This is a genomic window from Ruegeria sp. HKCCSA071, from assembly GCF_017872555.1.
In the GTDB taxonomy this organism is placed as follows: domain Bacteria; phylum Pseudomonadota; class Alphaproteobacteria; order Rhodobacterales; family Rhodobacteraceae; genus Ruegeria.
The window spans coordinates 135,304-162,219 of the sequence record NZ_JAEDOX010000005.1 but is presented as its reverse complement, the minus strand read 5'-3'; the positions used below and the strand labels follow the sequence as shown (position 1 = coordinate 162,219).

Sequence of the window (26,916 nt, the reverse complement as noted above, 5' to 3'; positions counted from 1 at the left end):
CGGCCCCTCTGGACAAGTCAGAGGGGCTAGCCCGCCGCAACCCGCGGTCGCCCGCTAGCCTCGACCGTGATCATTGCCTCGACAAACACATCATTGGCTTCGACCCGCGCGGTTTTGATGTCGCGATCCACAATCACGCGGATATCTTCTGCACCAGCTTCGCGCACCGCGCCTTCAGCTTCCGACCTCAGAACATTTTCCAGCAAAGCCAGCGCATCTTCTGATGCGGAAAAATCCTTGGGCCCGCCCTCGAGATGTACACGATACCGCCCTTCGGCGGGACTTGTCACCGTGCCCGATCGCCGTAAGGTCACCCGCCCCACGACGGCGCCAATCGCATTGGCTACACCCGCATGTTCTGGCAGGATCATTCGGCAGTGCAGCCGTTCACCGACCGCCGGGTAATAGCTGGGGGCTGACGCTCCAAGCCCCACCACATCAACGTTCAAGGCTGCAGTCAGCGACAACAAACCGCGATGCTGCGCCAATCCGCGCTGTGTCAGGATATGCCGCGCCAGCTCCTGTGACGGCAGCCCGAAACTGTCCGGTTCCTCATCAAAAGCCGCCTCTAACAAGGTCAAACTGGTTTGTTCTGTCAACTGGTCCACGATCATCTGCGCCAGCGCTTCGGCGGAATTTGCCAACATGTCCCCGGACCCGACCCGTTTGCGTGCGACCAGTTCAAGTGCCTTACGGGCGGCGTCCGCATCCCAGGCATCCACCCGCCCCAGTACATGGCTGGCATCCGACGGCGTCACGCCCGAGATCTGAATGATCCCGCGGTCCACCAACCGGGTCAATGCACCGCTCTCCATTCGGGACCGAAGCAAGGAACCAATCGGCAGAACCTGATCTCCCAACCGGTCTAGCAGGGCTTCTTCGCGTACATCTATACCGTCGTCATGTATTCCCGGCACGCGACGGGCAAAGCGCGTATCGTGCTCACCCACCGTCGTGGCCCGCAATTGCTCATCCAGAATGGCATGAACGATCTCGGGCGCTTCCGAAGCGATCAAGGATACCGGAAGAACGCGGCGCGGCCCCAGAAACACACCGCCCTGCAATCCCTCGGTCACGACATGCACCTGACTGTCACCTCCAAGGCCATGGGTGCGCATCGCAACTGCCTCGACCATGGTGCGGAACCCGCCTACTTGTGCCCCGGCCGAGTCGATCGCGGGCTTGCCGTCACGGATCAACGCCACGTCAGTTGTCGTACCGCCAATATCCGACACCAACGCATTCTCTGCGCCGGTCAACCAGCGCGCGCCGACAATTGACGCGGCAGGTCCGCTCAGGATCGTTTCAATAGGGCGTTCACGCGCCTGTTCAGCACTCATCAACGCCCCATCACCGCGCACAACCATCATCGGCGCCATAATCCCCAACTCGCGCAGCCGGTCCTGCGCCCGCCCGATCAAACGGTCGATCATCCCGATCAGCCGTGCATTCAACACGGCCGTCACGGCGCGTTTCGGCCCGTTCAGCTTTGCCGACAAGTGATGCGAACATGTGACCGGAGCCCCGGTTCTTTCCGAAACGATCCGTGCGGCTTCCAACTCGTGCGCGGGATTTCGTGTGGCAAACTGAGCGGCTATGGCAAAGCCTGAAATGCCCTTATGAGAGCCTAAAAATTGCTCCAGCGCGGCAATATCCAATGGCGCAGCTTCGCTGCCAGAATGGGAATGCCCACCAGACATAACCAGGGCCGGGTCCCCTTTTAACGCGTCCTTCAAACCGTGCTTTTCAAGGTCGCTGTCTTTGAATCCGATGTAGATCAACGCAACGCGCCCGCCCTGCCCTTCTACCAAGGCATTAGTCGCCAATGTTGTGGACAAAGACGCCATTGAAATCTGATCCGGCGCAACTTTTGCCTGCTCCAGAACGGCAGAAATCGCCTTGCCCACACCAATTGCCAAATCCGCGCGTGTGGTCAGGGACTTGGCCGAGGCTATCACCTCTTTTTCATCCCGGACCAGTACCGCATCGGTATAGGTTCCACCCGTATCCACCCCCAAAGCCAGCGCCATCGGGTTCTCCTTACTGTTCGCTGCAGATTGGTGTAGCGATTGGGGCCGACACGTCCAGCCTGTTTGCGGCAATTATGAAAGTTGTTCCACCGCCCAGCGCGCTGCGTCGGCTACGGTTTCATCCGGGTCATCTGTCAAACTCTGGGCCGCAGCCCTCAAATTCGGGTGCCCCGAGTTTCCAATGGCGTAAAGCACGTTGCGCACAAACCGGTCGCGTCCAATCCGTTTGATGGGTGAGCCAGAGAACTTCGCTCGGAAAGAAGTATCATCAAGCGTCACCAGCTCTTCCAGCGCAGGCGCTGCCAGATCTTCGCGCGCGGCATAGCGTATGTCACTTGCGGCAACCGCAAACTTGTTCCACGGGCAAGCCGCCAGGCAATCGTCACAGCCGTAGATACGATTGCCCAGCTTTCCGCGAAGTTCAGGCTCCACAGGGCCTTTTTGCTCGATGGTCAGATAGGAAATGCACCGTCGTGCATCCAATTGATACGGGCCCGGAAAGGCGTCCGTGGGACAGCTGTCCAAACAGGCCCGACAAGAACCGCAGCGATCAATCTCAGCAGAATCTGCGGGTATATCCAAAGTTGAAAAAACAGACCCTATAAAGGCCCAATTACCCCACTCCCGGCTGACAAGATTTGTGTGTTTCCCCTGCCAGCCCAACCCGGCAGCCTGCCCCAAGGCTTTCTCTGGCACGGGTGCAGTGTCAACAAACACCTTAACCTCGCCGCCCGCCACGGCAATCAGCCACCGCGCCAGGCGCTTCAGTCGCTTTTTGACCAGATCATGATAGTCTTTGTTCTGCGCATAGACAGAAATCGCCCCGTGGCCGTGTTGCTTCAAGACGTCCGTCGGATCATGTTCCGGCGTGTAACTCTCTGCCAGCATGATCACTGATCGCGCCTCGGGCCAAAGGGCCGCAGGATCACCGCGCCAATGCGTCCGCTCCGCCATCCACCCCATCTGACCATGATACCCGGCGTCCAGGAATGCCGCCAGACGCTCGGGAACCTTTGGAACATCCCACGGGCGGCAGACACGGCACGCAACAAACCCCTCTTCAAGGGCCTGCTGTACCAGCTTTTCCTTCAAGTCCGATCCGCTCTTCATCTGGCCAAAAATATCCTCGGGGGGAATCGCGCATCTGCGCGATGGGGGGCAGACAGCCCCCCCTGGCGCACTCTATCAGAAATCCAGATCAGCGTAATGGGGCGGCGGCCGGAAACCCGGTACCTGATCAGCCAGAATAGAGCGAAACGCAGGGCGCGATTTGATTTTCGCATACCAGTCCTTGACCACCTGACTTCGGTTCCAATCCACGTCCGAGATATAGTCCAGCGAAGACAGGTGCGCCGCCGCCGCGAAATCAGCCAGTGTCATCTGGTCACCGGCCAACCACCGGCGGTGATCCAGCAGCCATGCCATATAATCCAGATGGTACTTGATCGCTTTGGCACCCTGTTTGACATTCTTGCTGTCCGGATAGCCCTGACCCGTCACTTTTTTGTTTACCCGTTCGTACAGCAGCTTCGACGTCACCTCTTGGTGGAATTTGTCGTCAAACCAGCCGACAAGGCGCCGCACTTCGTATCGGGCTTCGGGGCTTTTTGGCATTAATGGCGGTTCGGGACGGGTTTCCTCGATATATTCGCAGATCGCCGCGCTTTCCGACATCATTTGCCCGTCCAGACGCAATACTGGTACTTTGCCCGCAGGGTTTCGGCGCAAAAAGTCGGGGTCTTGCTCCCAGTATCGCTCTTCGACAAGCTCAACCTCGATCTTCTTTTCCGCCAGGGACAGCCGAACCTTGCGGCAATACGGAGAGAGGGGAACATGAAACAGACGCGCCATGGGCTTCCAATCGAACCAGTGAGTACCCGACAGATTTAGCCTTTGCAGGCGATGGGTTTCAATCCTCGAAACAATCTGCGCGACCATCTGCGCGGATGGTGGCCGCCCCATCCAGAATAGATGCCGCCCGCCTGCGCGTTCGCGCCGTCGGGTCAGTGACCGATCTGTTGCGCGGTGACGGCAGAATGGCGGCAATCCGCGCCGCCTGAACCGAGGTAAGTTTTGAAGCACTGGTGTTGAAATACCTTTGCGCGGCAGCCTCGACCCCAAAAACGCCATTCCCGGTCTCAGCAACATTCAGATAGACCTCAAGGATGCGCTGCTTGCTCCAGAAAATTTCGACCACAGGAGTGATCGAAGTTTCCAGTGCCTTGCGTATCCAACTGCGCCCTTGCCAAAGAAATACGTTCTTTACCACTTGCTGTGTAATGGTCGAGGCGCCGCGATTTCCGCCGTCCTCAAGCGCATCGCGAATGGCCTCTACGTCAAATCCCCAGTGCAGGCAGAAATTTGCATCCTCTGCTGCAACGACCGAACGCGCCATGATCGGGGCCATTTCCTCGATCGGCACCCATTCGCGCTCAACCTTTCCCAATCGGCGCCATTCCGACCAGATCGTATGTGTTACAGGTGGGTTAACAACCGAATACAACAGGATTATCGCAAGCAAAGCTCCGGCAGTTGCCGCAACCACACGCGTCAGCCAACGGTGAATCTGGCGCACCGTTGGTGATTTCCTGTTGGATGCCTTGTTTTTCTTACCGCTTGATTTGCGGGCTGCTTTCTTCGCCATACCTCAGCTATACGACGCGCGGTCCGGGTTTGAAACGGCCTAAATCGCGAAGGCACGCGCTTCGCGCGGGTGAACAACCGGGCGTGCGGTTTCCACTGACATCGGATCATGACCTGCCAACTCAGGGAACAAGTGCAAGACCTCGCTCTGCGTTTCACGGTCCGAGGCCGACAACGCATGCCCCGGATAGTAGCTTTCGCTTTTGCCACCATTGGCAATGACGATCTCGTGCTGCTTGAACAAAAGGTGGAAATACTCCACCTGGCCACCTTCCACCCGGGTCACCGATTTTCCATTGACCAGAGCATGTGCGGGAATCAGCGCTTCAGCGTGCCCGGACAGGTACGAGGCCCGCCAGTCTTCAACCAGCATCCGATGCTGAGGCGAAACAAGCAGCGGACGATCCAGGTCGAACACCCCGGCCTCAAACCGGATTGGGGCCAGCTTTCCTTCGGCCGCCACCACTGTACGCCCAACCCAGATCAAAGGCTGGGGGCCATGATCCACTGTGGTGACCAGATCACCGACTTCAAGATCTTCTACCGCGCGTTCCCCATCCGGGGTCATTATCATGGTGCCCGGCGTGAAACAGGGTGGACCCAGATTGCCGACATTCAGTGGCCCCTGTGTGTTGACGAAGGTGGCTGAAACAAATGTTCCTGGCTGCAGGACCTGACCGTCTGTCGGTGTGAATACCCGAGATCCGTCAGCCAGATAAAACGTGGTGCCTGTATAGGTTACGTTCCCGACGCCCGCCACGTTGATGGTAACAGTGTCCCCTGGCCAGGAATTCGTGACGTCCTGACCGTTGACGGTGTCACCACTTGGCGCATCGATTTCGTTGTCATCATCAGCATCGACTAAAGTGAAACTGCTAACAGCGACTGCCGTTCCCGCAGGCGGCGGGTTTGCTGGATCGAAAGTATAAAACTGATCCTGATACGGTGTTGGCATCCGGTTGCACCTGTCTGCTTATCATCTGGTGCCTAGTTCGGCCCATGATTGTCGCCTGAGTGTGAAGAAAGATTGGCGATTTTCGGATAAACGGGCAAGACCTGCACTGAAACGTCGTTAACATACGAACCCCGCGTGGTGCAAATGACACGCGGGGCCTTGAGAGACAAAAGGCTTCGGCTTACTCCGCCGGAACTGCTTTGGCTTCAACACTCAGCGGGTGGCTGAGTTTGTTCAGCATCTCCTTTGGGCAAACCTGCAGGAAGTTGCCTTTTTCCACATCCCAGTGCTGAAGAATATCAGCAGCCTTGCGGCTTTGCGATTCAGCAGCATGGCGCATGATGAGCGTTTTCAATTGCTCTTCCCAGTGGTCCACAGTGACCGGGCAAGTGACCAGCGTTTCCCTGTTCATCAGCGCCTCGGCCTTGCCTTCGGGATCATACAGATAGGCCATTCCGCCTGTCATGCCTGCACCAAAGTTGGCTCCGATCGCTCCAAGGATAACGGCGACACCGCCGGTCATGTATTCACACCCGTTGGAACCGCACCCCTCGACAACAACCTTGGCGCCAGAGTTCCGGACCGCGAACCGTTCACCGGCGCGACCGGCCGCGAACAGGTACCCGTCGGTGGCCCCATAAAGAACCGTATTGCCAATGATCGTATTGTCATCTGCTTTCAGCGGGCTGACCTGTGGTGGGCGTACGACGATCATGCCGCCGGACAGGCCCTTACCAACATAGTCATTGGCATCGCCCGACACTTCCAGCTTCAGACCCGGGGCCGCAAAAGCTCCCAGAGATTGCCCGGCCGAGCCCTGCAGCTTCACATGCAGATGGTCGTCCTGAAAGGTGTTCCGCATCCCGAAATTCTGCACAATATGACTGGACACACGGGTTCCAACGGTCCGGTGTGTGTTCTGCACCGCATAAGACAGCTGCATCTTTTCACCATCCTTCAGGAACCGGGCAGCATCGCGAACGATTTCGGCGTCCAGCGTATCCGGCACCGCGTTGCGCTCTTTGTCGCGGTTGTAGACGATGTTATGTGCCCCATCGACAGTGATCAGCAGCGGGTTCAGATCGAGATCATCCAGATGAGCGGAGCCACGGCTGACCTGAGCCAGCAGATCGGCCCGACCGATGATTTCATCAATCGAACGCGCGCCGAGGCTGGCCAGCAGCTCGCGCACTTCCTGCGCGTAGAAGGTGATCAGATTGACGACCTTATCCGCATTGCCGGTGAATTTGGCGCGCAGGGATTCATCCTGCGTACACACGCCCACCGGGCAAGTGTTCGACTGACACTGACGCACCATGATACAGCCCATTGCAATCAGTGCGGCGGTACCGATGCCGTATTCCTCGGCTCCCATCATCGCGGCCATGACAATGTCTCGCCCGGTGCGCAGGCCACCATCGGTCCGCAGGGTGACGCGATCCCGCAGGTTGTTCATTGCCAGAACCTGATGCGCCTCGGTCAGACCCATCTCCCACGGCAGGCCGGCATACTTGATCGAGGTCGCAGGCGACGCGCCTGTACCGCCATTGTGACCCGAAATAAGGATAATATCCGCTTTCGCCTTGGCCACGCCGGCAGCAATCGTGCCGACGCCCGAGGACGCAACCAGCTTGACCGTCACCTTGCAGCGCGGGTTGATCTGCTTCAGGTCGTAGATCAGCTGCGCCAGATCCTCGATCGAATAGATATCGTGGTGCGGCGGCGGCGAGATCAGCGTCACGCCCTTGGTCGAATGGCGCAGGCGCGCGATCAGGTCGGTGACCTTCATACCCGGCAACTGACCACCTTCGCCGGGTTTTGCACCCTGAGCGACCTTGATCTCAAGCTCCTCACACTGGTTGAGGTATTCCGCAGTCACGCCAAACCGGCCTGAAGCCACCTGTTTGATCTTGGCCGAAGGGTTGTCGCCATTGGGCTCAGGCACGAAATGAGCCGGATCTTCGCCACCTTCGCCACTGTCGGATTTAGCGCCGATCCGGTTCATCGCCACGTTCAGTGTCTTATGCGCTTCGGGCGACAATGCGCCCAGCGACATACCTGGTGTGACAAAGCGTTTGCGGATCGAGGTGATCGATTCCACCTCTTCGATCGGCACCGGCTTGCCCAGTGGTTTGAAATCCATCAGATCGCGCAGATGAATTGGCGGGTTCGACTGCATCTTGGCCGAATACTGCTTCCACAACTCATACGAGGCCTTGTTGCAGGCCATCTGCATCATGTGCATCGAGGTCGCTTCCCACGCGTGGGTCTCGCCCGATTTCCGCGCCTTGTAGAAACCACCGATGGGCAGCACATCCAGACCGCTGCTCCAGCCCTTGGCATGGATTTCCTCGGCCTTGGCCTGAATACCTTTGATGCCTATGCCCGAGATACGGCTGGTCATACCGGGGAAATACTCGGCCACCATGGCACGGCTGAGGCCAACGGCCTCAAAGTTCAGACCACCGCGATAAGACGAAATGACCGAGATGCCCATCTTGGCCATGATCTTCAGCAAGCCCTGATCGATCGCCTCGCGATAGCGCGCGACGTTCTCTGTCAGGGTTCCGTCCAGCAAACCGCGGTCGATACGGTCAGCCAAAGAATCCTCGGCCAGATAGGCGTTCACCACAGTCGCGCCACAGCCGATCAGAACGGCAAAGTAATGCGGGTCCACACATTCAGCCGAACGGACGTTCAATGAACAGAAGGTCCGCAAACCCTGACGCGTCAAATGGGAATGCACAGCGCTGGTCGCGAGGATCATTGGTATCGCAATCCGATCCTCGCCCGACCGCATATCAGACAAGACGATATGCCCGGCACCGGATCGCACCGCCTCTTCGGATTCGGCTCTGATACGGGTCAAAGCCGCGCTTAATGCGCCTTGACCAGCCTCGAAGGTACAGTCGATTTCCGCCAGCGGCGCATCAAAGTTCTCAACCAGTTTGTCCCATTGCGCGTTACCGACAAAGGGGCTTTCCAGAACCACAATCTCGGTCTGGCTGCTGTCTTCATCCAACACGTTCTTGAGGTTGGCAAACCGGGTTTTCAGCGACATCACGCGGTATTCACGCAGGCTGTCGATCGGCGGGTTGGTCACCTGGCTGAAGTTCTGACGGAAGAAATGGCTGAGCGGGCGGTATTGTTTTGACAAAACAGCCGAGGGCGTATCATCACCCATCGATGCCAAGGCTTCCTTGCCGTCTTCCGCCATCGGAGCAAGGATTTGTTCCAGCTCTTCCACCGAGTATCCCGCAGCAATCTGGCGCTTGCGCAACTCGCCACCCGCAAAGATCGGCGCTTCGGCCACACCCGCAAGCGTTTCGTCCAGATCGTTTATCTTGCCAACCCATTCGCCAAATGGCAGCGCGCGGGCCAGTTTGTTCTTGATTTGGGTATCGCGGTACAGCTTGCCCTTTTTCATATCGACCGCCAGCATCTGACCCGGCCCCAACGCGCCTTTTTCGGTCACTGTGGCTTCGTTGATCGGCACCATTCCGGCCTCGGATCCTGCGATGACAAGGCCATCGCCAGTCACAACGTACCGCATGGGGCGCAGTCCGTTCCGGTCCAGGCCGGCGCAAACCCAGCGTCCATCGGTCATCGCCAGCGCGGCCGGGCCATCCCATGGCTCCATCACCGAGTTGCAGTAGGAATACATGTCGCGCCACGCTTGCGGCAGCTCGACCGCCTGCTTGGACCAGCTTTCCGGAACCAACATGGTTTTCGCCATCGGGGCCGACCGTCCTGCGCGCACCAGCACCTCGAAAACCGAGTCTAATGCAGCAGAATCTGACGAACCACCCGCGATGATCGGCTTGATATCTTCGGCATAGTCACCAAAAGTGCCGCTGGCCATCCGGATTTCATGGCTTTTCATCCAGTTGATGTTGCCCTTGAGGGTGTTGATCTCGCCGTTGTGGGCCAGCATGCGGAACGGCTGCGCCAGCCACCATTGCGGAAACGTGTTGGTCGAGTAACGCTGGTGGTAAATCGCGAATGCCGATTCAAAGCGTTCGTCCATCAGATCGGGATAGAATACAGCGACCTGTTCGGCCAGCATCATACCCTTGTAGATGATCGACCGGCAGGACAGCGACGCAAGATAAAGGCCCGATATACCCGACACCAAAGCCGCTTTTTCGATGCGGCGGCGGATGACATAGAGCTCGCGCTCGAAAGTTTCTTCGTCCACACCCTTGGAGTTCGAGATCAGGATCTGCTCAATCTCGGGTCGGGTTGCATTGGCCTTTTCCCCAAGGCAAGTCACATCGACCGGCACGTGTCGCCAGCCATAGATGTAATACCCCATACGCAGAACTTCGCTTTCGACGATGGTCCGGCACCGCTCCTGCGCGCCGAAATCGGTGCGGGGCAGGAAAACCTGACCAACAGCAATCAGCTCATTCAGCTTGGGTTCGTGACCGGTGCGGCGGACCTGATCATAGAAGAAGGGAACCGGAATCTGCACATGGATGCCCGCGCCATCGCCGGTCTTGCCATCCGCGTCAACGGCCCCGCGGTGCCAGATCGCTTTCAGCGCGTCGATTCCGGCATCCACCACCTTGCGCGACCTTTTGCCATCCACGGACACAACAAGGCCCACACCGCACGAAGAATGCTCTTCCGCCTCGGAATAGAGACCATTTTCGGCCATCCACTTGCGTTTTGCTTCTTCTGCCCGCACCCAATCGGCATCATATTTGGTCATTGGCTGTCTCCTTCGTCAGAGGAGGAATACATGGCTTCGACCTCGGTTTTGGTCATTTGCCGACGTTCACCTGCGAACGCGTATCCCTCGGGCTTTTTGTCGATATAAAGTTCAAGTTTCAGCGGGTTACCTGTTGCGTTTTCGAACAGGCCAGCCGCCATTTGTGTCTGACCGTGCATCTCACCCGGCAGCGTGATCCGATACCAAAGCGAGGATCCGCATTCACCGCAAAAGGCACGTTCTGCCCAGTCGGACGAAGTAAATGTCTTGACCGGACCCAGCGCGGCATAGCCCTCTTTCGCCTGAAACGTCACCAGCATCGAGCTCGTCCACCGACGGCATTGGTCACAGTGACACGCCCCCAGCGCATCCCGCGCTGGTGTAGCTGTTACTGTGACCGCACCACACATGCATTGGCCTTGAAGTTCCGACATTTCGAACCCTCCTGAAAGCTGGGGTTATTCCGCCGCGAAGGCTGCCCTGGCGTTGAACCGGTCGATGATCGCGTCGGCGCAGTCGCGCCCGTCACGGATCGCCCATACGACTAGTGAGGCACCGCGCACAATGTCCCCGATCGCGTACACACCTTCCATTTCGGTTTCCCCGGTCTGGAATGCTGCCCTGACCGTTCCCCATCGGGTGACGGGCAGGTTGGGCTGCCCGAACAGGGTGGGCAGGTCTTCGGGTTCAAAACCCAGCGCCTTGATCACCAGATCGGCGTCCTCGACATAGTCCGCGCCTTCGATCACTTCGGGGGCCTGGCGACCAGATGCATCGGGTTGCCCCAGACGCATCTTCTGCACGATCACGCCGGAAACCGTGTCGTCACCTGTGAATCCCTTGGGCGCACTGAGCCATTCGAATACCACGCCTTCTTCCTCGGCGTTCTGTGTTTCGCGCTGCGAACCCGGCATGTTTGCCCGGTCACGACGGTAAAGGCATTTGACTGACGTCGCGCCCTGACGGATCGACGTGCGTAAACAATCCATCGCGGTGTCACCACCACCGATCACGACAACCTTTTTGCCCTCGGCATTCAGCCGTCCGTTGTCGAAACCCTCAACAGCGTCACCAAAGCTTTTACGGTTTGATGCGGTCAGGAAATCGATTGCCTTCTCGATCCCGGCAAGACCACTGCCCGGCATGGACAGATCCCGCGACTTGTAAACGCCCGTTGCGATGATGATGGCGTCATGCCTGGCGTGAATTTCCGCGAATTTGGCGGCGTCCACGTCGCAGTTCAATACAAACTCGACTCCGCCGTCCGCCAACAGGTCATTGCGCCGCTGGACGACCTCTTTTTCCAGTTTGAAGCCCGGGATGCCATACATCAGCAGCCCACCCGCACGGTCGTAGCGGTCATAGACCGTGACCTGAATACCGGCCCGACGCAGCATGTCTGCCGCAGCAAGACCGCCCGGCCCGCCACCGATGATGCCGACGCTTTCACGGCGCTCTGCCGAAGGGACCACTGGCTTGACCCAGCCTTTGTCCCACGCCGTATCGGTAATGTACTTTTCTATCGTGCCGATGGTGACCGTTCCGTGGCCGGATTGTTCGATCACGCAATTTCCTTCGCACAAACGGTCCTGCGGGCAGATGCGGCCGCAAATCTCTGGGAAGGTGTTTGTCGCCTGGCTGGTTTCGTAAGCCTCTTCCAGCCGTCCGGTTGCAGTCAGCCGCAACCAGTCGGGAATGTTGTTATGCAGCGGGCAGTGCGATTGGCAGTATGGCACACCGCATTGACTGCACCGGCTGGCCTGTTCTGCTGCTTTCTCGGCGGCGAATTCGGCATAGATCTCGTTAAAGTCTTCTCTGCGGTCATTGGCGGCACGCTTCTCCGGCATGACACGGTCGATCTGCACAAATTTCAGCATCGGTTGCTTGGCCACGGGTCAGACTCCATGAATTGGCTTGGTTCGAATTCTTTATGCGATGCACAAACGGATGAAAAGTCATACAAACTGACCTTTTTGGAAAATTTTTTGCGCCCCCGCCCGAAACTGGCGAATCCATAATGAATTTTAGGTACGAATCGGACCTATATGAAGACTTTCCTTTTCCACTGCACCCTTATAGCCATACACCACATAAAAAAACGAGGCGGCAGCACGGCAGGCAGATGAGTCTTTTCCACCTGATTCTCGTGGCAATCATTCAGGGAATAACTGAGTTCTTGCCCATTTCGTCTTCGGGTCACCTGATCTTGCTGCCGAATCTGTCGGGCCTTCAGGATCAGGGCCAGGCCATAGACATAGCCGTGCACGTCGGAACCCTTGGTGCGGTCGTTCTGTATTTCTGGACGGATGTGAAGCAGGCGCTTGCCGGGGTGCCGCGCGCCCTGACCGGCCGGACAGATACGCCGCAGGCCCGTTTGGCTCTTGGTCTGATCATTGCGACACTTCCAACCGTGATTGCAGGTCTGATCCTGCATCTGACCGGGTTAAGCGAGGCCATGCGTTCGATCACTGTAATCGGGTGGACAATGCTGGGCTTTGGCCTGCTGCTTTATTGGATCGACCAGAAAGGTCCCCAGACGAAAGAGGCGAACGACTGGGGTATTCGCGATGCTTTCGTCATGGGACTGTGGCAGGTTCTTGCGCTGATCCCCGGAACATCGCGGTCCGGGATCACCATTACAGGGGCCCGTCAACTGGGTTATACCCGAGCAGACGGCGCTCGGATTGCCATGCTGATGTCAATCCCAACAATTCTGGCCTCTGGCACATTGCTGGCACTGGATGTGATACGCGACGCTGATGCGCAACTGGCCCGGGATGGGGCCATTGCCGCGGCATTTGCTTTTGTCTCGGCACTTCTGGCGCTTAGCCTTATGATGCGACTGCTGCGCAGTGTCAGCTTTACGCCCTATGTAATTTACCGCGTCATACTGGGCGCGGCCTTGCTGTACATGGCCTACAGCTGATCAGATACGCAGGTTTTTCGCCGAGTTCTGAATGTCGTCATACTGCCCCGACGGGCGGAATTTCCAAAGATATTCCGGCAGCACTGATTCCAGAGTGGTCGGCGCAATGCCAAGATCCGCAAAGGACTTGGCCCTTTCAGATACCACATTGTCATGGCGCAGATTCCTGACCTGATCGCGGGTCAGAATGTTGTTCGGGAACAGCTGGAAGCTGACGAATTTCGCAATATCCAGCACGCCCGCCATAATCCGGGCAGCAAAGAACGGCAGACCGACAATGATGCGCCGTCGGTGGATCACTTCAAGCATCTGCTGCATCAGGGCGCGGAAGGTTTTCACCTCCGGCCCGCCAAGCTCGTACACGCCCGGCTCAGCCTGCCCCAGAATGCCTTTGACCGCTGCCTGGGCCACGTCATCCACGTAAACGGGCTGGAATTTGGTCTCGGCACCAACCACCGGCAGGAACGGACCCATGCGGGTCATCCCGGCGAAACGGTTGAAGAACTGATCCTCTGTTCCGAAGATAACCGACGGGCGCAGGATCATGGCATTGGGCATATGCTTCAAAACGCCTGCTTCGCCTTGCGCTTTGGTTTGAGAGTACTCGCTGGCTGAACCTGCATCTGCACCAATCGCCGAGATGTGAACCATCCGTTCGATACCCTGCTCGGCTGCAAGCCGCGCGATACGTTCGGCTCCTTCGGCCTGAACGGCATCAAACGCGTTCTTGCCCAGTTCATTCAGCACACCCACACAGTTCACCACGACATCGGCGCTCTGCATCGCCAGCGCGACCGCGGCGTCATCGCGGATATTGCACAGCACAGGCTCAACCTGTCCGACGGCGCCGTAGGGTTTCACGAACATGGCTTCGTTCGGGCGTCGTACAGCCACCCGCACACGCCACCCCTCACTTGCCATGCGCCGCGCGATGTAGCGGCCGACAAATCCCGATCCGCCATAAATCGTCACCAGTTTCGACATGAGAGGGCTCCTGCTGAGAAATTGCGCCCTAGAACTAACGCCCGCAGGCCAGCCAAACAAGGCACTAATTCGCCGCGCCGGTCATGAAATATTCAGGCCAAAATCTCAGTTCGAAAACCGAATTCAAAAAACTTTCAAAATTCATTCAGAATCCGGTTGACGCCCCCCGCCAGTCAGCTTAAACGCCGCTCCACGACACCTGCCCAGGTGGCGGAATTGGTAGACGCGCTAGCTTCAGGTGCTAGTGTCCGTATGGACGTGGAGGTTCGAGTCCTCTCCTGGGCACCAAAACTCCCAAACAAAATTGTCCGTTTAAAAGGTACTTAGTATTCGTATCGGAAACGCACTGCATCCAGCCGTCTTTCCAGCGCCCTACCTATGAAGAACGGAGCAACCAAATACGGGTAACGCCGCTCGGAATTACGCGCGCTTTTCACCGATCGAAGCCACGCCCAGAACATCCAAAACCCTGGCTTCGATCTGCTCGGCATTCATACCTGCAACGGCATACATATCTGCAGGGCTGGCCTGATCGATGAAAATATCAGGCAAGACCATCGAGCGGTATTTCAGACCCCGGTCAAAAACACCTTCATCCGCCAGAAGCTGTGCCACATGGCTGCCAAACCCGCCAACAGCGCCTTCTTCGATGGTGATCAACGCCTCATGATCCGCAGCCAGGTCCAGGATCAGGTCCCGATCCAGCGGCTTGGCAAATCGGGCGTCGGCTATGGTTGGGCTAATGCCTTTGGCGGTCAGAGACTCGGCTGCTTTCTGAACTTCAGCCAGCCGCGTGCCAAAAGACAAAAGTGCGACGCGTGCGCCTTTTCGGATCATGCGGCCTTTGCCGATCTCCAGTACCTCACCGCGTTCGGGCAGGTCCACTCCGACACCTTCGCCGCGCGGATAGCGGAAGGCAATCGGCCCTTCATCATGCGCGACAGCGGTTGCCACCATGTGCATCAATTCCGCCTCATCCGCAGCGGCCATGACGACCATGCCCGGCAGATTGGCCAAATAGGCAATATCGAACGACCCGGCATGGGTGGCACCGTCAGCCCCCACCAAACCTGCGCGATCAATGGCAAACCGAACAGGCAAGCGCTGGATTGCAACGTCATGTACAACCTGATCGTATCCCCGCTGCAGAAAGGTCGAATACATCGCGCAGAATGGCTTCATCCCTCCTGCGGCCAGCGCGGCGGAAAAGGTCACGCCATGCTGCTCGGCAATCGCCACATCGAAACAGCGTGACGGGTACCGTTCGGCAAACAGGCCCAACCCGGTGCCATCTGGCATCGCGGCAGTCACCGCAACGATCTTGTCATCGCGAGCGGCCGCATCCACCAGAGCCTTGCCAAAGACAGACGTGTAAGAAGGCGCGTTTGAAGGGGCCTTTTTCTGCTCGCCCGTAACCACATTGAATTTAGCAGTCGCGTGGCCTTTGTCGCGGGCCTGTTCGGCTGGTGCGTACCCTTTGCCCTTCTTGGTCAAGACGTGGATCAGGATCGGCCCGGTTGCCCGTGCCTTGACGGTGCGCAAAACCGGCAGCAGCTGATCCAGATCATGCCCATCAATAGGTCCGAGATAGGAAAACCCAAGTTCTTCAAACAGCGTTCCGCCCACGGCCATGCCCTTGAGCATTTCCTTGGCGCGCTTGGCCCCTTCGCGAAACGGTTCGGGCAAAAGTGAAACAGCGCCCTTGGCGGCGGCTTTCAGATCGTGGAATGGCGCCTCGGCGTAGATTCGGGACAGATAGCTAGACAAGGCTCCAACCGGGGGGGCGATGCTCATTTCATTGTCATTCAGAATGACGATCAGGCGTTTCTTCAGGTGACCTGCGTTATTCATCGCCTCAAAGGCCATGCCTGCGGACATCGATCCATCACCGATCACGGCAATCGCGTCACCCAGCCCTTCAGGGGTTACACCGCCCAGATCACGTGCAACTGCAAAACCCAGTGCGGCACTGATCGACGTGCTGGAATGCGCGGCGCCAAACGGGTCATAGGGGCTTTCGCTGCGCTTGGTGAAACCACTCAGGCCGTCTTTCATGCGCAACGTGCGAATGCGGTCGCGCCGTTCGGTCAGGATTTTATGCGGATAGCACTGATGGCCCACGTCCCAGATGATCTTGTCGCGCGGCGTGTCGAAAACAGCGTGCAGCGCGGTTGTTAGTTCCACAACGCCCAGTCCCGCACCCAGATGGCCCCCGGTTACAGAAACCGCCGAAATCGTCTCGGCCCGCAATTCCTGCGCAACCTGATGCAGTTGCGCGTCCGAGAACCGCTTGAGATCGGCGGGGCGGTTCACAAGGTCCAGCAGGGGCGTTTTGGGGCGGTCAGACATTTGGCGCGTTCCTGGCTTAGCTGTCCCGGGCAATAACGAAGCGAGCGGCTTCCTTCAAGGTTTCTGCCGTCGGGCCATACCCGTCCAGTGCGGAACAGGCCTGATCAACAAGTTCACTGGCGCGGGTTCTGGCAGCATCCAAACCCAGAAGAGATACGAAAGTGGCCTTTCCCGCATCCGCATCTTTCTGAAGACGTTTGCCTGCCTTTGTCGCATCACCTTCAACATCAAGGATGTCGTCTGCAATCTGAAAAGCAAGACCAAGGGCCCGGGCATATTGGCGCAAGGGCTCTGGATCCGCTTTTGCCAGACGCGCACCCGCACAGGCGGACCATTCGATCAAAGCGCCCGTTTTGCCGTCCTGAAGCCGTGTTATCGCATTCAGCGTTAAAGGCTCAGAAGCGGTTTCTGCCGCGATATCAAGCGCCTGCCCCAAAACCATACCTTGCGCACCGCTTGCCCTGGCCAGTGTCAGCGCCAAATCCGCGCGAACTTCTGCATCTCCAACCTCGGGCCGGGAGCACAGCTCAAAGGCCAGCGTCTGCAGCGCGTCTCCGGCAAGTACAGCCGTGCCTTCATCCCATTTCACATGAACCGTGGGGCGTCCGCGCCGCAGATCGTCGTCATCCATGCAGGGCAAATCGTCGTGAACCAGCGAATAGGCGTGCAGGGCCTCGATTGCGGTCGCGGGCCAGATCGCGCGGGACTCGTTGATTTGGTTCAGGCGCGCACTTTCCAGAACCAGAAACCCGCGCAGCCGTTTACCGCCACGGGTGGCATAGGCCATTGCCCGCGTCACATCCAGATCGTCCAGCGCACCCAAAATCAGGTCAAAATGAACCTGAAGGCGCTCCGCGTCCTGCGCCAGTCTTTCCTGAAACATTTACTGACCTTCGACAGGTGTTGTCCCGGTCGGTTGACCATTCGCGTCCAGAGTGATCGCGGCCACTTTTTCCTCGGCCCGCTTCAATTCGTCTTCGCAACGCTTTTTCAAAGCGGCCCCGCGTTCATACAACGCAATCGACTGATCCAGCGCCACGTCGCCACGCTCAAGCTGGCCAACCACGGCCTCAAGCTCTTTCATGGCCTGCTCGAATGTCATCTGCTCAACTGGGGTATCGGTCATCGTGCTGCCTTCATCAGTTCTTCCACATGGGCGCGTGTCGCCTCGGCCAGTGCGTTCAGATCATACCCGCCTTCCAGAGTCGAGAGGATACGGCCCTGACACACCTCATCGGCAATCCCGCACAGCTCTGCCGTGATCCAGGCGAAATCGCCGGTCGACCAGTTCAGGTTGGCCAGCGGATCGTCCTGATGCGCATCGAACCCGGCTGATATGATGACCAGTTCCGGCCGGAACGCCCGCAGGCGCGGAAAGGCCTGCGTTTCATAGGCGGAACGCATCTCAGCCCCGCCGGTACCCGGGGCCAGCGGGATGTTCAGAACGTTATCGTAAGCGCCTGTCTCGTCCGGGCGGCCGGATCCGGGCCATAAAGGCATCTGCTGGCTTGTGATCACAAGGGCCCGATCTTCATCCCACAGCAGGTCCTGCGTGCCGTTGCCATGATGAACGTCGAAATCGACCACTGCGACCCGCTTTAGCCCGTGGTAATCCAGTGCGTGTTTCGCAGCAAGCGCCGCGTTGCCAAACAGGCAGAACCCCATGGCTTTCTCGGCCTCGGCATGGTGCCCCGGTGGGCGAATGGCACAAAAGGCGTTCGACGCTTCACCGCCCAAAACCAGATCAACGGCCTGCACCGCCGCACCCGCCGCGCGATAGGCCGCATCAAGTGAACCCGGTGACATGAAGGTGTCCCCGTCAATTTGCGCAAACCCGTCAGAAGGGCGCGACGATCTGATGTCGCGGATATGGTTTTCGGGATGAACACGCAGCAAATCATCGTCTGCCGCCAGCGGAGCGGTCACGCGCTTAAGATCCAGCCCTTCCAGCGCGTGCAGGATATGCTCCAGCCGCGCCACCTGTTCCGGATGACCCTGTGGTGTGACATGTCCAAGGCAATCTGCATGTGTCAAAAGGGCGGTTTTCATCGGGATCCCATCTTCATCTGGCTAAAAATATCCTCGCCGAAGGCAAAGATCGCCGCGCAGCGGCTCATTCAATCGGGCGCCAGCATATAGCCCGCGCCCCGGACTGTCTGCAGATACCGGGGCTGTTTCGGGTCCTGTTCGATCTTCCGGCGCAGGCGGGTTATCTGCACGTCCACGGCACGTTCCTGTGCCTGACCTTTGTCCCGGCCCAGATCTTCGACCAGTTTTGCACGGCTGATCGGCTCGCCGGGTTGGGCCGAGAATATTTTCATCAACTGGCTTTCGGTCGCGGTCAGGCGGACCGGCATTTCGCCCTGCCACATCTCACCACGTTCAATGTCATACCGGATGGGGCCGAGATGCAGGATCTTCGCCGCTGTTTCTTCGGCCGGGGTTTCCGGCATTCGACGCAGGATCGCATTGATCCGCAGCAACAGCTCTTTCGGCTCGAAAGGTTTGGCGAGATAATCATCCGCCCCGGCTTCAAGCCCCGCAATCCGATGCTCGGTCTCGCCCTTGGCGGTCAGCAACAGGATCGGTGTCGTATGGGTGTCACGCAGTGATCTGGTCAGACTGACGCCATCTTCGCCCGGCATCATCACATCCATGACGATCATGTCGAAATCCAATCCCGACAGAACCCGCCGCGCATGAGCCGCATCCCGTGCCGCTGTCACCAGAAACCCGTTTCGCATCAGGAATTTCTTGAGCAGATCGCGAATGCGTTCGTCATCGTCAACAATCAGCAGATGGGCATCCATTTCGCTCATGAACTCGTATCCCGCAATTTCGTATAGGCATGACGCATATCAGCATCCATCATTGCTTCAAGCACTTTGCGAAACCCGGCCACGGCCTCGGGACCGGCATCCTTGAAGGCCGCGCGCATTCTTGTTCGTTGCGCATCTGACAACGTGGCCTCCAACGTCTCGCCCTTTTCCGTCAGAAATAGGTGCCGTTCGCGTTTGTCCACGGTTCCGACCCGGCTTTCCACCAGACCATCCTCGATTAATGTCCGAAGAACCCTGTTCAGAGACTGTTTTGTCACCCCGAGGATCGCCAGCAAGTTGTTCACCGTAGTTCCTGGCGCACGGTTAATAAAATGGATCGCACGGTGATGGGCGCGGCCATAGGCCATCTCGGACAGGATACGATCAGGATCCGCGGTAAAGCCGCGATAGGCGAAGAACATGGCCTCGATCCCCTGCCGCAACTGCTCATCCGTCAAAAACAACAGGCTCTCACCCCCATATCGCGGGGCTGGGCGGATGTCGGACATATCATGCCTCATTCGTTACTCGGGTTTGACTTTATGTCAGCGTTATTGACATTCCAAGGGCAGAGCGGTATCGAATCGCAGTTTTTGCGCAACATTGTGTCCGCTTCGGACCTAAGTAGCGCAACAATCGGAAATTTAACCCGGTTCAGGAGGTTTCGCATGGCGGGGTATGATGATCGTGACGGTGTCATCTGGATGGATGGCAAGCTGGTGCCCTGGCGCGATGCCAATGTGCATATTCTGACCCACGCGATGCACTATGCCTCATCCGTGTTCGAGGGGGAACGCGCTTACAACGGCAAGATCTTCAAAAGCCGCGAACATTCCGAACGTCTTATCGCCAGCGCCGAGGCGCTGGACATGCCGATGCCTTACACTGTCGATCAGATTGAAGCGGCCAAGGAAGAGACCCTGAAAGCCAGTGGCCTTCAGGATGCCTATGTCCGCGCATTGGTCTGGCGTGGGTCTGGCGAAGACATGGGTGTGGCGTCGGCCCGCAACCCGGTACGGATGGCCATCGCGGTCTGGCCCTGGGGCGCCTATTATGGCGACGCCAAGATGCAGGGCGCAAAACTGGACATCGCCGAATGGAAGCGCCCCAGCCCGGAAACCATCCCGGTTCACGCCAAGGCAGCGGGCCTTTACATGATCTGCACCATTTCCAAGCACAAGGCCGAAGCCAAGGGATGCTCGGACGCGCTGTTCATGGACTGGCGTGGTTATGTGGCCGAAGCAACAGGTGCCAACGTGTTCTTCGTCAAGGATGGAGAGGTTCACACCCCGCTGGCGGATTGCTTCCTGAACGGCATCACCCGTCAGACCGTCATTCAGATGCTGAAGGATAAAGGCATCACTGTGCATGAGCGGCGCATCAAGCCCGAAGAAATGGCTGATTTCGAACAGTGCTGGCTGACCGGAACCGCGGCCGAGGTCACTCCGGTCGGGCAAATCGGCGATTACACTTTCGAAGTCGGCGACCTGACCCGCGGAATCGCAGAAGATTACGAAAAGCTGGTCCGCTCGTAATAACTTGCAAAACCCCGCTTCGGCGGGGTTTTTGTTGCAGATCGTGCAAATAATAGTGCAAAGCGTTCCGTGATCTGGACGATCGGGCCAGTTCCCGTATCTTCAACACATGTTGGACCTACTCAGCGATATTCTCACCCGCCTGTCCCTGCGTGGCACGTTCTACTTCCGCACCTCGTTCACACCGCCTTTTGGTATTCAGGTGCCGGAGTTCGAAAACGTCGCGCGGTTTCATTTTGTTCAACGGGGTGAGCTCAAGGTCCATGTCTCATCCACCGGGGAAATGTTGCGGCTGCGGCAGGGGGACCTGATCCTGATCCCTCACGGGGCACCACATGCGTTGTTGTGTGCCGAGGTCAGGCCACTGGATGCGCTTCCTCTGGAACAGGTTCTTGAGATTGCCGGCTACAAGGGCGATGGCGTTCTTGTCTATGGCGGTGCAGACGAGGACCGGGACACGCAACTGATCTGCGGCCATTTTTCTTTCACCGGCCCAGCAGGGCGAAAAGGCACCGGGCATATGCTGATCGACCGCCTGCCGCCCTACATCCTGATCGAGAATTATGGCGAAGAAGCCGGATCGTGGATGGAATCAACCCTGCGTATGATCGGTTCCGAAGTGTCCGGGGCCCGTATTGGCGGCGATCTGATCGCGCTGAAGCTGTCCGAAGTTCTGTTTGCGCAGGCGATCCGAACCTATCTGGAACGGCAAAGCCCCCAGGACACCGCCCTTGCAGGCTTTGCGGATACACGCATCTCACGCGCATTGACGGCATTCCACCAAGCGCCCGCGCAAGACTGGAGTGTTGCGACACTGGCACGCGAATCCGGCATGTCGCGCACAGCCTTTTCTCAGTTGTTTGCCCAGAAGATGGGCACGACGCCGATGCAATACCTCACCGACTGGCGCATGCAGATTGCATGCCATGGCCTTACAGAGGCACGATGGAACGTGGCAGATGCAGCAGCCGAAGTTGGATATGCCTCTGAGGCCGCGTTTTCCCGGGTTTTCAAGAAGCAGGTCGGCTTGTCGCCAGCCGCATACAGGTCTATGCACTAAAACGCCGAGAATTCTGTACGATCTGCAAGATCTTTGAAACGATCAAGAATTCTGCGTTCGGGTCAGGCTTTCTATCTTTCTTTCATCACTGATTGAAAAGAGGAAAATCTTATGTCCCTGCGTTTCGTTACCCGCTCTGTCCACGCGTATCTGGACTACCCGGTTGCCATTGCCCTGATGACACTGCCATTCCTGCTGGGATTGGGTCAATCCAACCCGCTGGCGCTGTGGCTTTCGGTAGTCACCGGCGTCGCCGCCTTTGTCCTGACGGTTCTGACCGACCATCATTTGGGAATTTGGCGCGTTCTACCCTACAAGCTTCACCTGGCCGTGGACCTGATTGTCGGCATCACCTTTCTGTTTGCACCCAGTGTACTGGGGTTTTCAGGATTGGATGCGGCGTTCTACTGGCTGAACGGTGCAGCTGTGGTTCTCGTCATCTCGCTCAGCGCGCCCGAGCAGGAAGTCGCTGCCTGAGCACTGTGCCTCAGCACTGGCAACTTTGTCCAAATACAACCGAAAAAGCTGAGCTGCCTATTTTGGAAATCGGCGGCTCAGAGCAGAGAAGCGCATCGACCGGTCGGGTGAATTTACTTGAAAAAGCCGACTGAATTCATCAGATTTATCCCAGCGCGGGGTGAGGTCACAGATGACAGACACGTTTGACGAGATCATAGCCCGGCATGATGCGCTGGTTGCGTGCGGTTGCAGTTGTTGCGAAGGCGACTATTGCGCCTATGCCGACCGCCAGAACCGGGACACCGCAACCGCTGAAGAAGCCCGGGCACAAGGCACCGCCCATCAACGCAAGTCGTTGCGATATATCTTTGAAACTGCGCTTAGCGGCAGAGGATAACAGCGCGGCAACACGGGCTGCGCTGTTGCAAGGTTCAGAAATCCACCCCGCGCTGGGCTTTGATTCCCGCCTGAAACGGATGCTTTTCTTCGGTCATTTCGGTGACCAGATCTGCATAATCACGCAACGCCTGCGGCGCGTCGCGGCCCGTCAGGAACACACTCGTCTTGTCCGAACGCGCGTTCAGCCCGTCTATCACCTGCTCGACCGAGAGATATTCATAGCGAAGCGCGATGTTGATCTCGTCCAGAACCACCAGATCGTATTCGCCACTTGCCATAAGGGCGCAAGCCTTGTCGAAGGCGGCATTGGCGGCTGCAATGTCGCGTTCGCGGTCTTGTGTATCCCAGGTAAACCCCTCACCCATCGTATGCCAGGTGACCAGATCGCGTTCTTCGAAGAAACGGCGCTCGCCGGTTTTCCACTTGCCCTTGATGAACTGCACTACGGCGACCTTCTGACCCCAACCAAGCGCGCGGATGACCACACCAAAGGCCGCCGATGACTTACCTTTGCCTTTGCCGGTATTGATCAGAACAAGGCCGCGATCGGGATCAACAGCCTCGGACACCTTCTTGCGGTGCTGGGCCTGCACCTTTTGCATCTTTTCCTTGTGATCCTGCGCGTCGCTCATTGGGGAACCTCTTTGATTGTCCGGCCCAACCTAGGGAAAGAATGCAAAAGGTAAAGTCACGCTTTGGGGTCCGTGACAGAACGCGCCTTGCCACGCTCCAGCCCAAGCTGGTGTTCGCGCCAGATCACAACAACATTGCCTGCGATCACCAATGCGGCCCCGATCAGGATCGCAACGGTAGGCAATTCATCAAACACGAAATAACCGATCACAATCGCAAAGAGCATTGTTGCATAGTCATAAGGTGCCAGCATCGATGCCTGTCCAAAGCGATACGAGGACGTGACCAAAATCTGCGCTACTCCGCCAATTAACCCCATGGTGATCAGTATTAGAGCCTGAGACAGAGTTGGCATTGTCCATCCCCAGATGGCCGTCAGGGCTGATAGCAGCGTCGCTGTCAGCGAGAAATAGAACACGATTGCAGCAGGGTGATCGACCTTGACCAGTTGTCGGATGTGGATCTGCACGAAAGCCCGGGCAAAGGTCGCACCCAGTACACACAGCGCCCCGATGGTCGCAGCCGTTTCCATCTGAGTGGTGCCAAGTCGGGGCCAGATCATGATCATCACGCCCAGCAACCCAAGTGCCACGGCACCGATGCGAATCATACGAATGCGCTCGCCCAGCATCACTGCGGCCAAAATCAGGGTGAAAATCGGTGTGGCGTAACCGATTGCAGTGACTTCGGGCAGCGGCAGCAGGCTAAGGCCGGTGAATGTCAGCCCCATGGCGCTGGTGCCCAGAACACCGCGCCAGAAATGACCCATGGGTTTCTTGACGACAAAGCCTTGCGCCAGCTCTCGGCGCGCGATCAGCCACAGAATGATGACCGGAATAGCAAACAGGGACCGGAAGAACACCAGTTGGCCCGGCGGGAATTCGTCAGATAAGGCTTTGACCAGCGCCGACATCGACGTGAAAAGGAACAGCGCGCCAAGCTTCAGCGCCACAGCCAGCAAAGGTCGATGCGATGTTAAGGGTTTTGTCATCGGCGCGACCCTGCGCCTTTGCAGAAAAAAGATCAACGGGTGGATCAGGTGATGGTCCACGAGTTCGGGATCGATGCGCCGATTTCCGCTGCAAAATCCTCAAGGAACTGAAACATTCGGCCCGCCCTCGCCTGCGCAATCTGCTTGCCGGCATCCGTCAGCATATCGTCCGGCAGGGTCAGCAGTTTGACCTTCCAGTGATCAATCGAATACCGCAGATCGTCCAGCGGGCGCGCCTCTGCGAATGGGTCAGCCGGATCATAAAGGACACGACCCAAAGCACCCGATACAGAAAATGTGCGCGCAATCCCGATGGCACCCAAGGCATCAAGGCGATCCGCATCCCGTAGGATCCGGGCCTCAAGCGTTTCAGGCGGGATGTTGGCCGAAAAGCTATGGGCCGCGATCGCATGTTGCGCGGCCTGAACCTGATCGTCGGAAAAGCTCAGGTTTGCCAGAATAGGCCCTGATTCAGCCGCTGACTGGCGTGAGGCAAACAGTCGGTTCGGGTCATTCTTGGGTAGGTTGACCAGATCATGAAGATAACAGGCTGCCAACAGGACGGGCATGTCCGCCTGAGCGTCTGCAATGGCCTGAGCATTGGTCCAAACACGATCCAGATGGGCCAGGTCATGGGCCGGATCAGTTTCCATGCGTTGCGCGACAACAGCACGCAAACGCGCGCGCAGATCAGCCGATCCGTCCACGGTTTTCTCCGATCTGACCACGGTGCAACAGCAGGTGGTCCAGGATGACACAGACCATCATCGCCTCACCGACGGGAACAGCGCGGATGCCAACACAGGGGTCATGACGGCCCTTTGTGATGATCTCGGTCTCTTCACCGGATTTTGTAATGGTCTTGCGGGTGGTCAGGATCGAAGAGGTTGGCTTGACCGCAAAGCGCACGACAATGTCCTGTCCGGTCGAGATGCCGCCCAGAATCCCGCCCGCATGGTTCGAACTGTATTGAGGGCCGTTCTGTCCCATGAATATTTCGTCGGCGTTGGCCTCGCCCGTCAGTTCAGCCGCGGCCATGCCTTCGCCGATTTCGACGCCTTTGACCGCATTGATCGACATCATCGCAGAGGCAAGATCAGTGTCTAACTTGGCATAAACTGGCGCGCCAAGCCCTGCGGGCACGCCGCGCGCCACAACTTCGACAATTGCGCCGACCGAGTTGCCGGACTTGCGCAGGTCGTCCAGATAGGTGGCCCACTTCTCGGCGGCTTGCGCATCCGGTGTCCAGAACGGGTTCTGTTCGATCTGGGACCAGTCGAAATTGTCGCGCTCGATCTTATGCGGGCCGATCTGGGTCATATAGCCGGTGATCTGGACTTTGGGGGCGATCTGTTTGATCGCCTCGCGCGCCAATCCACCCGCAGCCACACGCGCTGCCGTTTCCCGGGCCGAGCTGCGCCCGCCGCCGCGATAATCCCGGATCCCGTATTTCTGCCAATAGGTGATATCGGCGTGCCCCGGGCGGAACTTGTCCATGATATCGCCATAGTCTTTCGAGCGCTGATCGGTGTTTTCGATCATAAGTTGCACGGGTGTGCCTGTAGTTTGGCCTTCGAACACGCCAGAAAGGATCTTGACCTGATCCGGTTCGCGCCGCTGGGTGGTGAACTTGTTCTGCCCCGGTTTGCGCTTGTCCAGCCAGTGCTGGATCATGGCCTCGTCGATGGTGACACCCGGTGGGCAGCCGTCGACAGTGGCGCCCAAGGCGGGCCCATGGCTTTCACCCCAGGTGGTGACACGGAAAAGATGGCCAAAGCTGTTCATCGACATGGGGCGTGCTCCTTTGCGGATCGTGATTAGCGGGCAAGGCCCTCGGCCTCAAGCGGATTTGGCCGTTGACGGTTTGAACGCCGCCCGTCGGGCGGCGCATTTTTGAGTATTTTCGAAAAGATGAAGATCAGGCGGCCTGCGCGACTTTCGCACGGGTTTCTGAAATCATCAGCGCAGCCTGAGCAGCTTCGCGCCCTTTATGTACAAAATGGGTGCGGTAGATCGCATTGTGATGATCGGTTTCCTGATATTGGTGCGGGGTCAGCGAGACCGACAGGACAGGAACCCCTGTATCAAGCCCGGCGCGCATCAGGCCATCGACCACAGCCTGCGCAACGAAGTCGTGCCTGTAGATGCCGCCATCAACGACAAAGGCAGCGCAGGCGACGGCGGCATAGCGCCCGGTCCGGGCCAGATCACGGGCCATCAGGGGCATCTCGAACGCGCCGGGAACGTCGTAGACATCGACTTGTTCCGAGGGGACGAGTTCGAGGAAGCCGTCGAGCGCGCGGTCAACAATATCGGAATGCCAGTTGGCTTTGACAAAAGCATAGCGGGTGTGTGTCATCATGATCTCCTTTCAGTTTGGTGGCCTGCTGGCAGTCGCGAGAACCGGTTCCCACTTTTC

25 protein-coding genes and 1 tRNA gene are annotated in these 26,916 nt (G+C 58.0%); 6 read left to right on the top strand and 20 right to left on the bottom strand.

What is annotated here, in order from left to right:
• Nucleotides 1-26: 26 nt before the first annotated feature.
• The 8 genes from I9188_RS12890 to I9188_RS12855 all read right to left on the bottom strand — a co-directional run bounded on the left by I9188_RS12890 (nt 27) and on the right by I9188_RS12855 (nt 12,234).
• Entirely contained in the window at nt 27-2,030 is a 2,004-nt protein-coding gene (locus I9188_RS12890; RefSeq protein WP_209506996.1) for a hydantoinase/oxoprolinase family protein, read from the bottom strand.
• A gap of 72 nt (nt 2,031-2,102) precedes the next feature.
• The gene (gene queG, locus I9188_RS12885) at nt 2,103-3,140 is read right to left on the bottom strand and encodes a tRNA epoxyqueuosine(34) reductase QueG (protein WP_209506995.1); all 1,038 of its coding nucleotides are present in this window, start codon (nt 3,138-3,140) and stop codon (nt 2,103-2,105) included.
• A gap of 75 nt (nt 3,141-3,215) precedes the next feature.
• Nucleotides 3,216-3,881 (bottom strand): glutathione S-transferase family protein, encoded by a 666-nt coding sequence (locus I9188_RS12880; RefSeq protein WP_209506994.1) that lies wholly within the window; start codon nt 3,879-3,881, stop codon nt 3,216-3,218.
• Nucleotides 3,882-3,939: 58 nt separating this feature from the next.
• Entirely contained in the window at nt 3,940-4,674 is a 735-nt protein-coding gene (mtgA, locus tag I9188_RS12875) for a monofunctional biosynthetic peptidoglycan transglycosylase (protein WP_209506993.1), read from the bottom strand.
• Nucleotides 4,675-4,713: 39 nt separating this feature from the next.
• Nucleotides 4,714-5,628: a Hint domain-containing protein gene (locus tag I9188_RS12870; protein ID WP_209506992.1), complete on the bottom strand. Its 915-nt coding sequence runs from the start codon at nt 5,626-5,628 to the stop codon at nt 4,714-4,716.
• A gap of 181 nt (nt 5,629-5,809) precedes the next feature.
• Nucleotides 5,810-10,342, bottom strand: coding sequence for a glutamate synthase large subunit (gltB, locus tag I9188_RS12865; RefSeq protein ID WP_209506991.1), 4,533 nt, complete (start codon nt 10,340-10,342; stop codon nt 5,810-5,812).
• Nucleotides 10,339-10,776: a GFA family protein gene (locus tag I9188_RS12860; protein WP_209506990.1), complete on the bottom strand. Its 438-nt coding sequence runs from the start codon at nt 10,774-10,776 to the stop codon at nt 10,339-10,341. Before I9188_RS12860 ends, gltB begins: the two co-directional genes overlap by 4 nt.
• Before the next feature lie 24 nt (nt 10,777-10,800).
• A complete protein-coding gene (locus I9188_RS12855) occupies nt 10,801-12,234 on the bottom strand; it encodes an NAD(P)-dependent oxidoreductase (RefSeq protein ID WP_209506989.1) in 1,434 nt (477 codons plus the stop codon).
• 230 nt (nt 12,235-12,464) lie between these two features.
• Between I9188_RS12855 and I9188_RS12850 the strand changes: the two genes are divergently transcribed.
• Nucleotides 12,465-13,268, top strand: coding sequence for an undecaprenyl-diphosphate phosphatase (locus I9188_RS12850; protein WP_209506988.1), 804 nt, complete (start codon nt 12,465-12,467; stop codon nt 13,266-13,268).
• Here I9188_RS12850 and I9188_RS12845 read toward each other — a convergent pair whose 3' ends face one another.
• On the bottom strand, nt 13,269-14,252 hold the full coding sequence (locus I9188_RS12845) for a complex I NDUFA9 subunit family protein (protein WP_209506987.1): 984 nt from the start codon (nt 14,250-14,252) through the stop codon (nt 13,269-13,271).
• 201 nt (nt 14,253-14,453) lie between these two features.
• On the opposite strand from I9188_RS12845, the gene I9188_RS12840 reads away from it, so the two are divergent.
• Nucleotides 14,454-14,540: transfer RNA gene (locus tag I9188_RS12840), tRNA-Leu, on the top strand.
• Nucleotides 14,541-14,672: 132 nt separating this feature from the next.
• Here I9188_RS12840 and dxs read toward each other — a convergent pair.
• From dxs to I9188_RS12810, 6 genes are all read right to left on the bottom strand, one after another.
• Nucleotides 14,673-16,601 (bottom strand): 1-deoxy-D-xylulose-5-phosphate synthase, encoded by a 1,929-nt coding sequence (dxs, locus tag I9188_RS12835; protein ID WP_209506986.1) that lies wholly within the window; start codon nt 16,599-16,601, stop codon nt 14,673-14,675.
• A 16-nt stretch (nt 16,602-16,617) separates the two neighbouring features.
• Nucleotides 16,618-17,484: a polyprenyl synthetase family protein gene (locus I9188_RS12830; RefSeq protein ID WP_209506985.1), complete on the bottom strand. Its 867-nt coding sequence runs from the start codon at nt 17,482-17,484 to the stop codon at nt 16,618-16,620.
• On the bottom strand, nt 17,485-17,727 hold the full coding sequence (locus I9188_RS12825; protein ID WP_120634800.1) for an exodeoxyribonuclease VII small subunit: 243 nt from the start codon (nt 17,725-17,727) through the stop codon (nt 17,485-17,487).
• On the bottom strand, nt 17,724-18,650 hold the full coding sequence (locus I9188_RS12820; protein WP_209506984.1) for a histone deacetylase family protein: 927 nt from the start codon (nt 18,648-18,650) through the stop codon (nt 17,724-17,726). The genes I9188_RS12825 and I9188_RS12820 overlap by 4 nt, the downstream gene beginning before the upstream one ends.
• Before the next feature lie 68 nt (nt 18,651-18,718).
• Entirely contained in the window at nt 18,719-19,420 is a 702-nt protein-coding gene (locus I9188_RS12815) for a response regulator (protein ID WP_209506983.1), read from the bottom strand.
• The gene (locus tag I9188_RS12810; RefSeq protein ID WP_209506982.1) at nt 19,417-19,929 is read right to left on the bottom strand and encodes a MarR family transcriptional regulator; all 513 of its coding nucleotides are present in this window, start codon (nt 19,927-19,929) and stop codon (nt 19,417-19,419) included. Before I9188_RS12810 ends, I9188_RS12815 begins: the two co-directional genes overlap by 4 nt.
• A 159-nt stretch (nt 19,930-20,088) precedes the next feature.
• On the opposite strand from I9188_RS12810, the gene I9188_RS12805 reads away from it, so the two are divergent.
• From I9188_RS12805 to I9188_RS12790, 4 genes are all read left to right on the top strand, one after another.
• Nucleotides 20,089-20,955 carry a branched-chain amino acid aminotransferase gene (locus tag I9188_RS12805; protein WP_209506981.1) on the top strand — a complete coding sequence of 289 codons (867 nt, stop codon included), beginning with the start codon at nt 20,089-20,091 and terminating at the stop codon, nt 20,953-20,955.
• Nucleotides 20,956-21,064: 109 nt separating this feature from the next.
• Nucleotides 21,065-22,015, top strand: a complete 951-nt coding sequence (locus I9188_RS12800) for an AraC family transcriptional regulator (RefSeq protein WP_209506980.1) — start codon at nt 21,065-21,067, stop codon at nt 22,013-22,015.
• Nucleotides 22,016-22,126: 111 nt separating this feature from the next.
• Entirely contained in the window at nt 22,127-22,492 is a 366-nt protein-coding gene (locus I9188_RS12795) for a hypothetical protein (RefSeq protein WP_209506979.1), read from the top strand.
• A gap of 172 nt (nt 22,493-22,664) precedes the next feature.
• Entirely contained in the window at nt 22,665-22,871 is a 207-nt protein-coding gene (locus I9188_RS12790; protein ID WP_209506978.1) for a hypothetical protein, read from the top strand.
• A gap of 34 nt (nt 22,872-22,905) precedes the next feature.
• Here the strand turns inward: I9188_RS12790 and cobO are convergent, their stop codons facing one another.
• The 5 genes from cobO to I9188_RS12765 form a co-directional block, all read right to left on the bottom strand.
• On the bottom strand, nt 22,906-23,505 hold the full coding sequence (cobO, locus tag I9188_RS12785) for a cob(I)yrinic acid a,c-diamide adenosyltransferase (protein ID WP_209506977.1): 600 nt from the start codon (nt 23,503-23,505) through the stop codon (nt 22,906-22,908).
• Between the two features lie 56 nt (nt 23,506-23,561).
• Complete coding sequence (locus I9188_RS12780) at nt 23,562-24,497, bottom strand: DMT family transporter (RefSeq protein WP_209506976.1); 936 nt, start codon at nt 24,495-24,497, stop codon at nt 23,562-23,564.
• 44 nt (nt 24,498-24,541) lie between these two features.
• Nucleotides 24,542-25,204, bottom strand: coding sequence for an HD domain-containing protein (locus tag I9188_RS12775; protein ID WP_209506975.1), 663 nt, complete (start codon nt 25,202-25,204; stop codon nt 24,542-24,544).
• Complete coding sequence (gene aroC / locus I9188_RS12770) at nt 25,188-26,288, bottom strand: chorismate synthase (RefSeq protein ID WP_209506974.1); 1,101 nt, start codon at nt 26,286-26,288, stop codon at nt 25,188-25,190. The genes I9188_RS12775 and aroC overlap by 17 nt, the downstream gene beginning before the upstream one ends.
• Before the next feature lie 127 nt (nt 26,289-26,415).
• Nucleotides 26,416-26,856: a 6,7-dimethyl-8-ribityllumazine synthase gene (locus I9188_RS12765; RefSeq protein ID WP_209506973.1), complete on the bottom strand. Its 441-nt coding sequence runs from the start codon at nt 26,854-26,856 to the stop codon at nt 26,416-26,418.
• Between the last annotated feature and the right edge of the window lie 60 nt (nt 26,857-26,916).

What these genes read in the sequence shown, in the direction of transcription:
- I9188_RS12890 (WP_209506996.1), bottom strand. Translation starts at nt 2,030, where the DNA reads ATGGCGCTGGCTTTGGGGGTGGATACGGGTGGAACCTATACCGATGCG.
- queG (WP_209506995.1), bottom strand. Translation starts at nt 3,140, where the DNA reads ATGAAGAGCGGATCGGACTTGAAGGAAAAGCTGGTACAGCAGGCCCTT.
- I9188_RS12880 (WP_209506994.1), bottom strand. Translation starts at nt 3,881, where the DNA reads ATGGCGCGTCTGTTTCATGTTCCCCTCTCTCCGTATTGCCGCAAGGTT.
- mtgA (WP_209506993.1), bottom strand. Translation starts at nt 4,674, where the DNA reads ATGGCGAAGAAAGCAGCCCGCAAATCAAGCGGTAAGAAAAACAAGGCA.
- I9188_RS12870 (WP_209506992.1), bottom strand. Translation starts at nt 5,628, where the DNA reads ATGCCAACACCGTATCAGGATCAGTTTTATACTTTCGATCCAGCAAAC.
- gltB (WP_209506991.1), bottom strand. Translation starts at nt 10,342, where the DNA reads ATGACCAAATATGATGCCGATTGGGTGCGGGCAGAAGAAGCAAAACGC.
- I9188_RS12860 (WP_209506990.1), bottom strand. Translation starts at nt 10,776, where the DNA reads ATGTCGGAACTTCAAGGCCAATGCATGTGTGGTGCGGTCACAGTAACA.
- I9188_RS12850 (WP_209506988.1), top strand. Translation starts at nt 12,465, where the DNA reads ATGAGTCTTTTCCACCTGATTCTCGTGGCAATCATTCAGGGAATAACT.
- I9188_RS12845 (WP_209506987.1), bottom strand. Translation starts at nt 14,252, where the DNA reads ATGTCGAAACTGGTGACGATTTATGGCGGATCGGGATTTGTCGGCCGC.
- dxs (WP_209506986.1), bottom strand. Translation starts at nt 16,601, where the DNA reads ATGTCTGACCGCCCCAAAACGCCCCTGCTGGACCTTGTGAACCGCCCC.
- I9188_RS12830 (WP_209506985.1), bottom strand. Translation starts at nt 17,484, where the DNA reads ATGTTTCAGGAAAGACTGGCGCAGGACGCGGAGCGCCTTCAGGTTCAT.
- I9188_RS12825 (WP_120634800.1), bottom strand. Translation starts at nt 17,727, where the DNA reads ATGACCGATACCCCAGTTGAGCAGATGACATTCGAGCAGGCCATGAAA.
- I9188_RS12820 (WP_209506984.1), bottom strand. Translation starts at nt 18,650, where the DNA reads ATGAAAACCGCCCTTTTGACACATGCAGATTGCCTTGGACATGTCACA.
- I9188_RS12815 (WP_209506983.1), bottom strand. Translation starts at nt 19,420, where the DNA reads ATGAGCGAAATGGATGCCCATCTGCTGATTGTTGACGATGACGAACGC.
- I9188_RS12810 (WP_209506982.1), bottom strand. Translation starts at nt 19,929, where the DNA reads ATGTCCGACATCCGCCCAGCCCCGCGATATGGGGGTGAGAGCCTGTTG.
- I9188_RS12805 (WP_209506981.1), top strand. Translation starts at nt 20,089, where the DNA reads ATGGCGGGGTATGATGATCGTGACGGTGTCATCTGGATGGATGGCAAG.
- I9188_RS12800 (WP_209506980.1), top strand. Translation starts at nt 21,065, where the DNA reads ATGTTGGACCTACTCAGCGATATTCTCACCCGCCTGTCCCTGCGTGGC.
- I9188_RS12795 (WP_209506979.1), top strand. Translation starts at nt 22,127, where the DNA reads ATGTCCCTGCGTTTCGTTACCCGCTCTGTCCACGCGTATCTGGACTAC.
- I9188_RS12790 (WP_209506978.1), top strand. Translation starts at nt 22,665, where the DNA reads ATGACAGACACGTTTGACGAGATCATAGCCCGGCATGATGCGCTGGTT.
- cobO (WP_209506977.1), bottom strand. Translation starts at nt 23,505, where the DNA reads ATGAGCGACGCGCAGGATCACAAGGAAAAGATGCAAAAGGTGCAGGCC.
- I9188_RS12780 (WP_209506976.1), bottom strand. Translation starts at nt 24,497, where the DNA reads ATGACAAAACCCTTAACATCGCATCGACCTTTGCTGGCTGTGGCGCTG.
- aroC (WP_209506974.1), bottom strand. Translation starts at nt 26,288, where the DNA reads ATGTCGATGAACAGCTTTGGCCATCTTTTCCGTGTCACCACCTGGGGT.
- I9188_RS12765 (WP_209506973.1), bottom strand. Translation starts at nt 26,856, where the DNA reads ATGACACACACCCGCTATGCTTTTGTCAAAGCCAACTGGCATTCCGAT.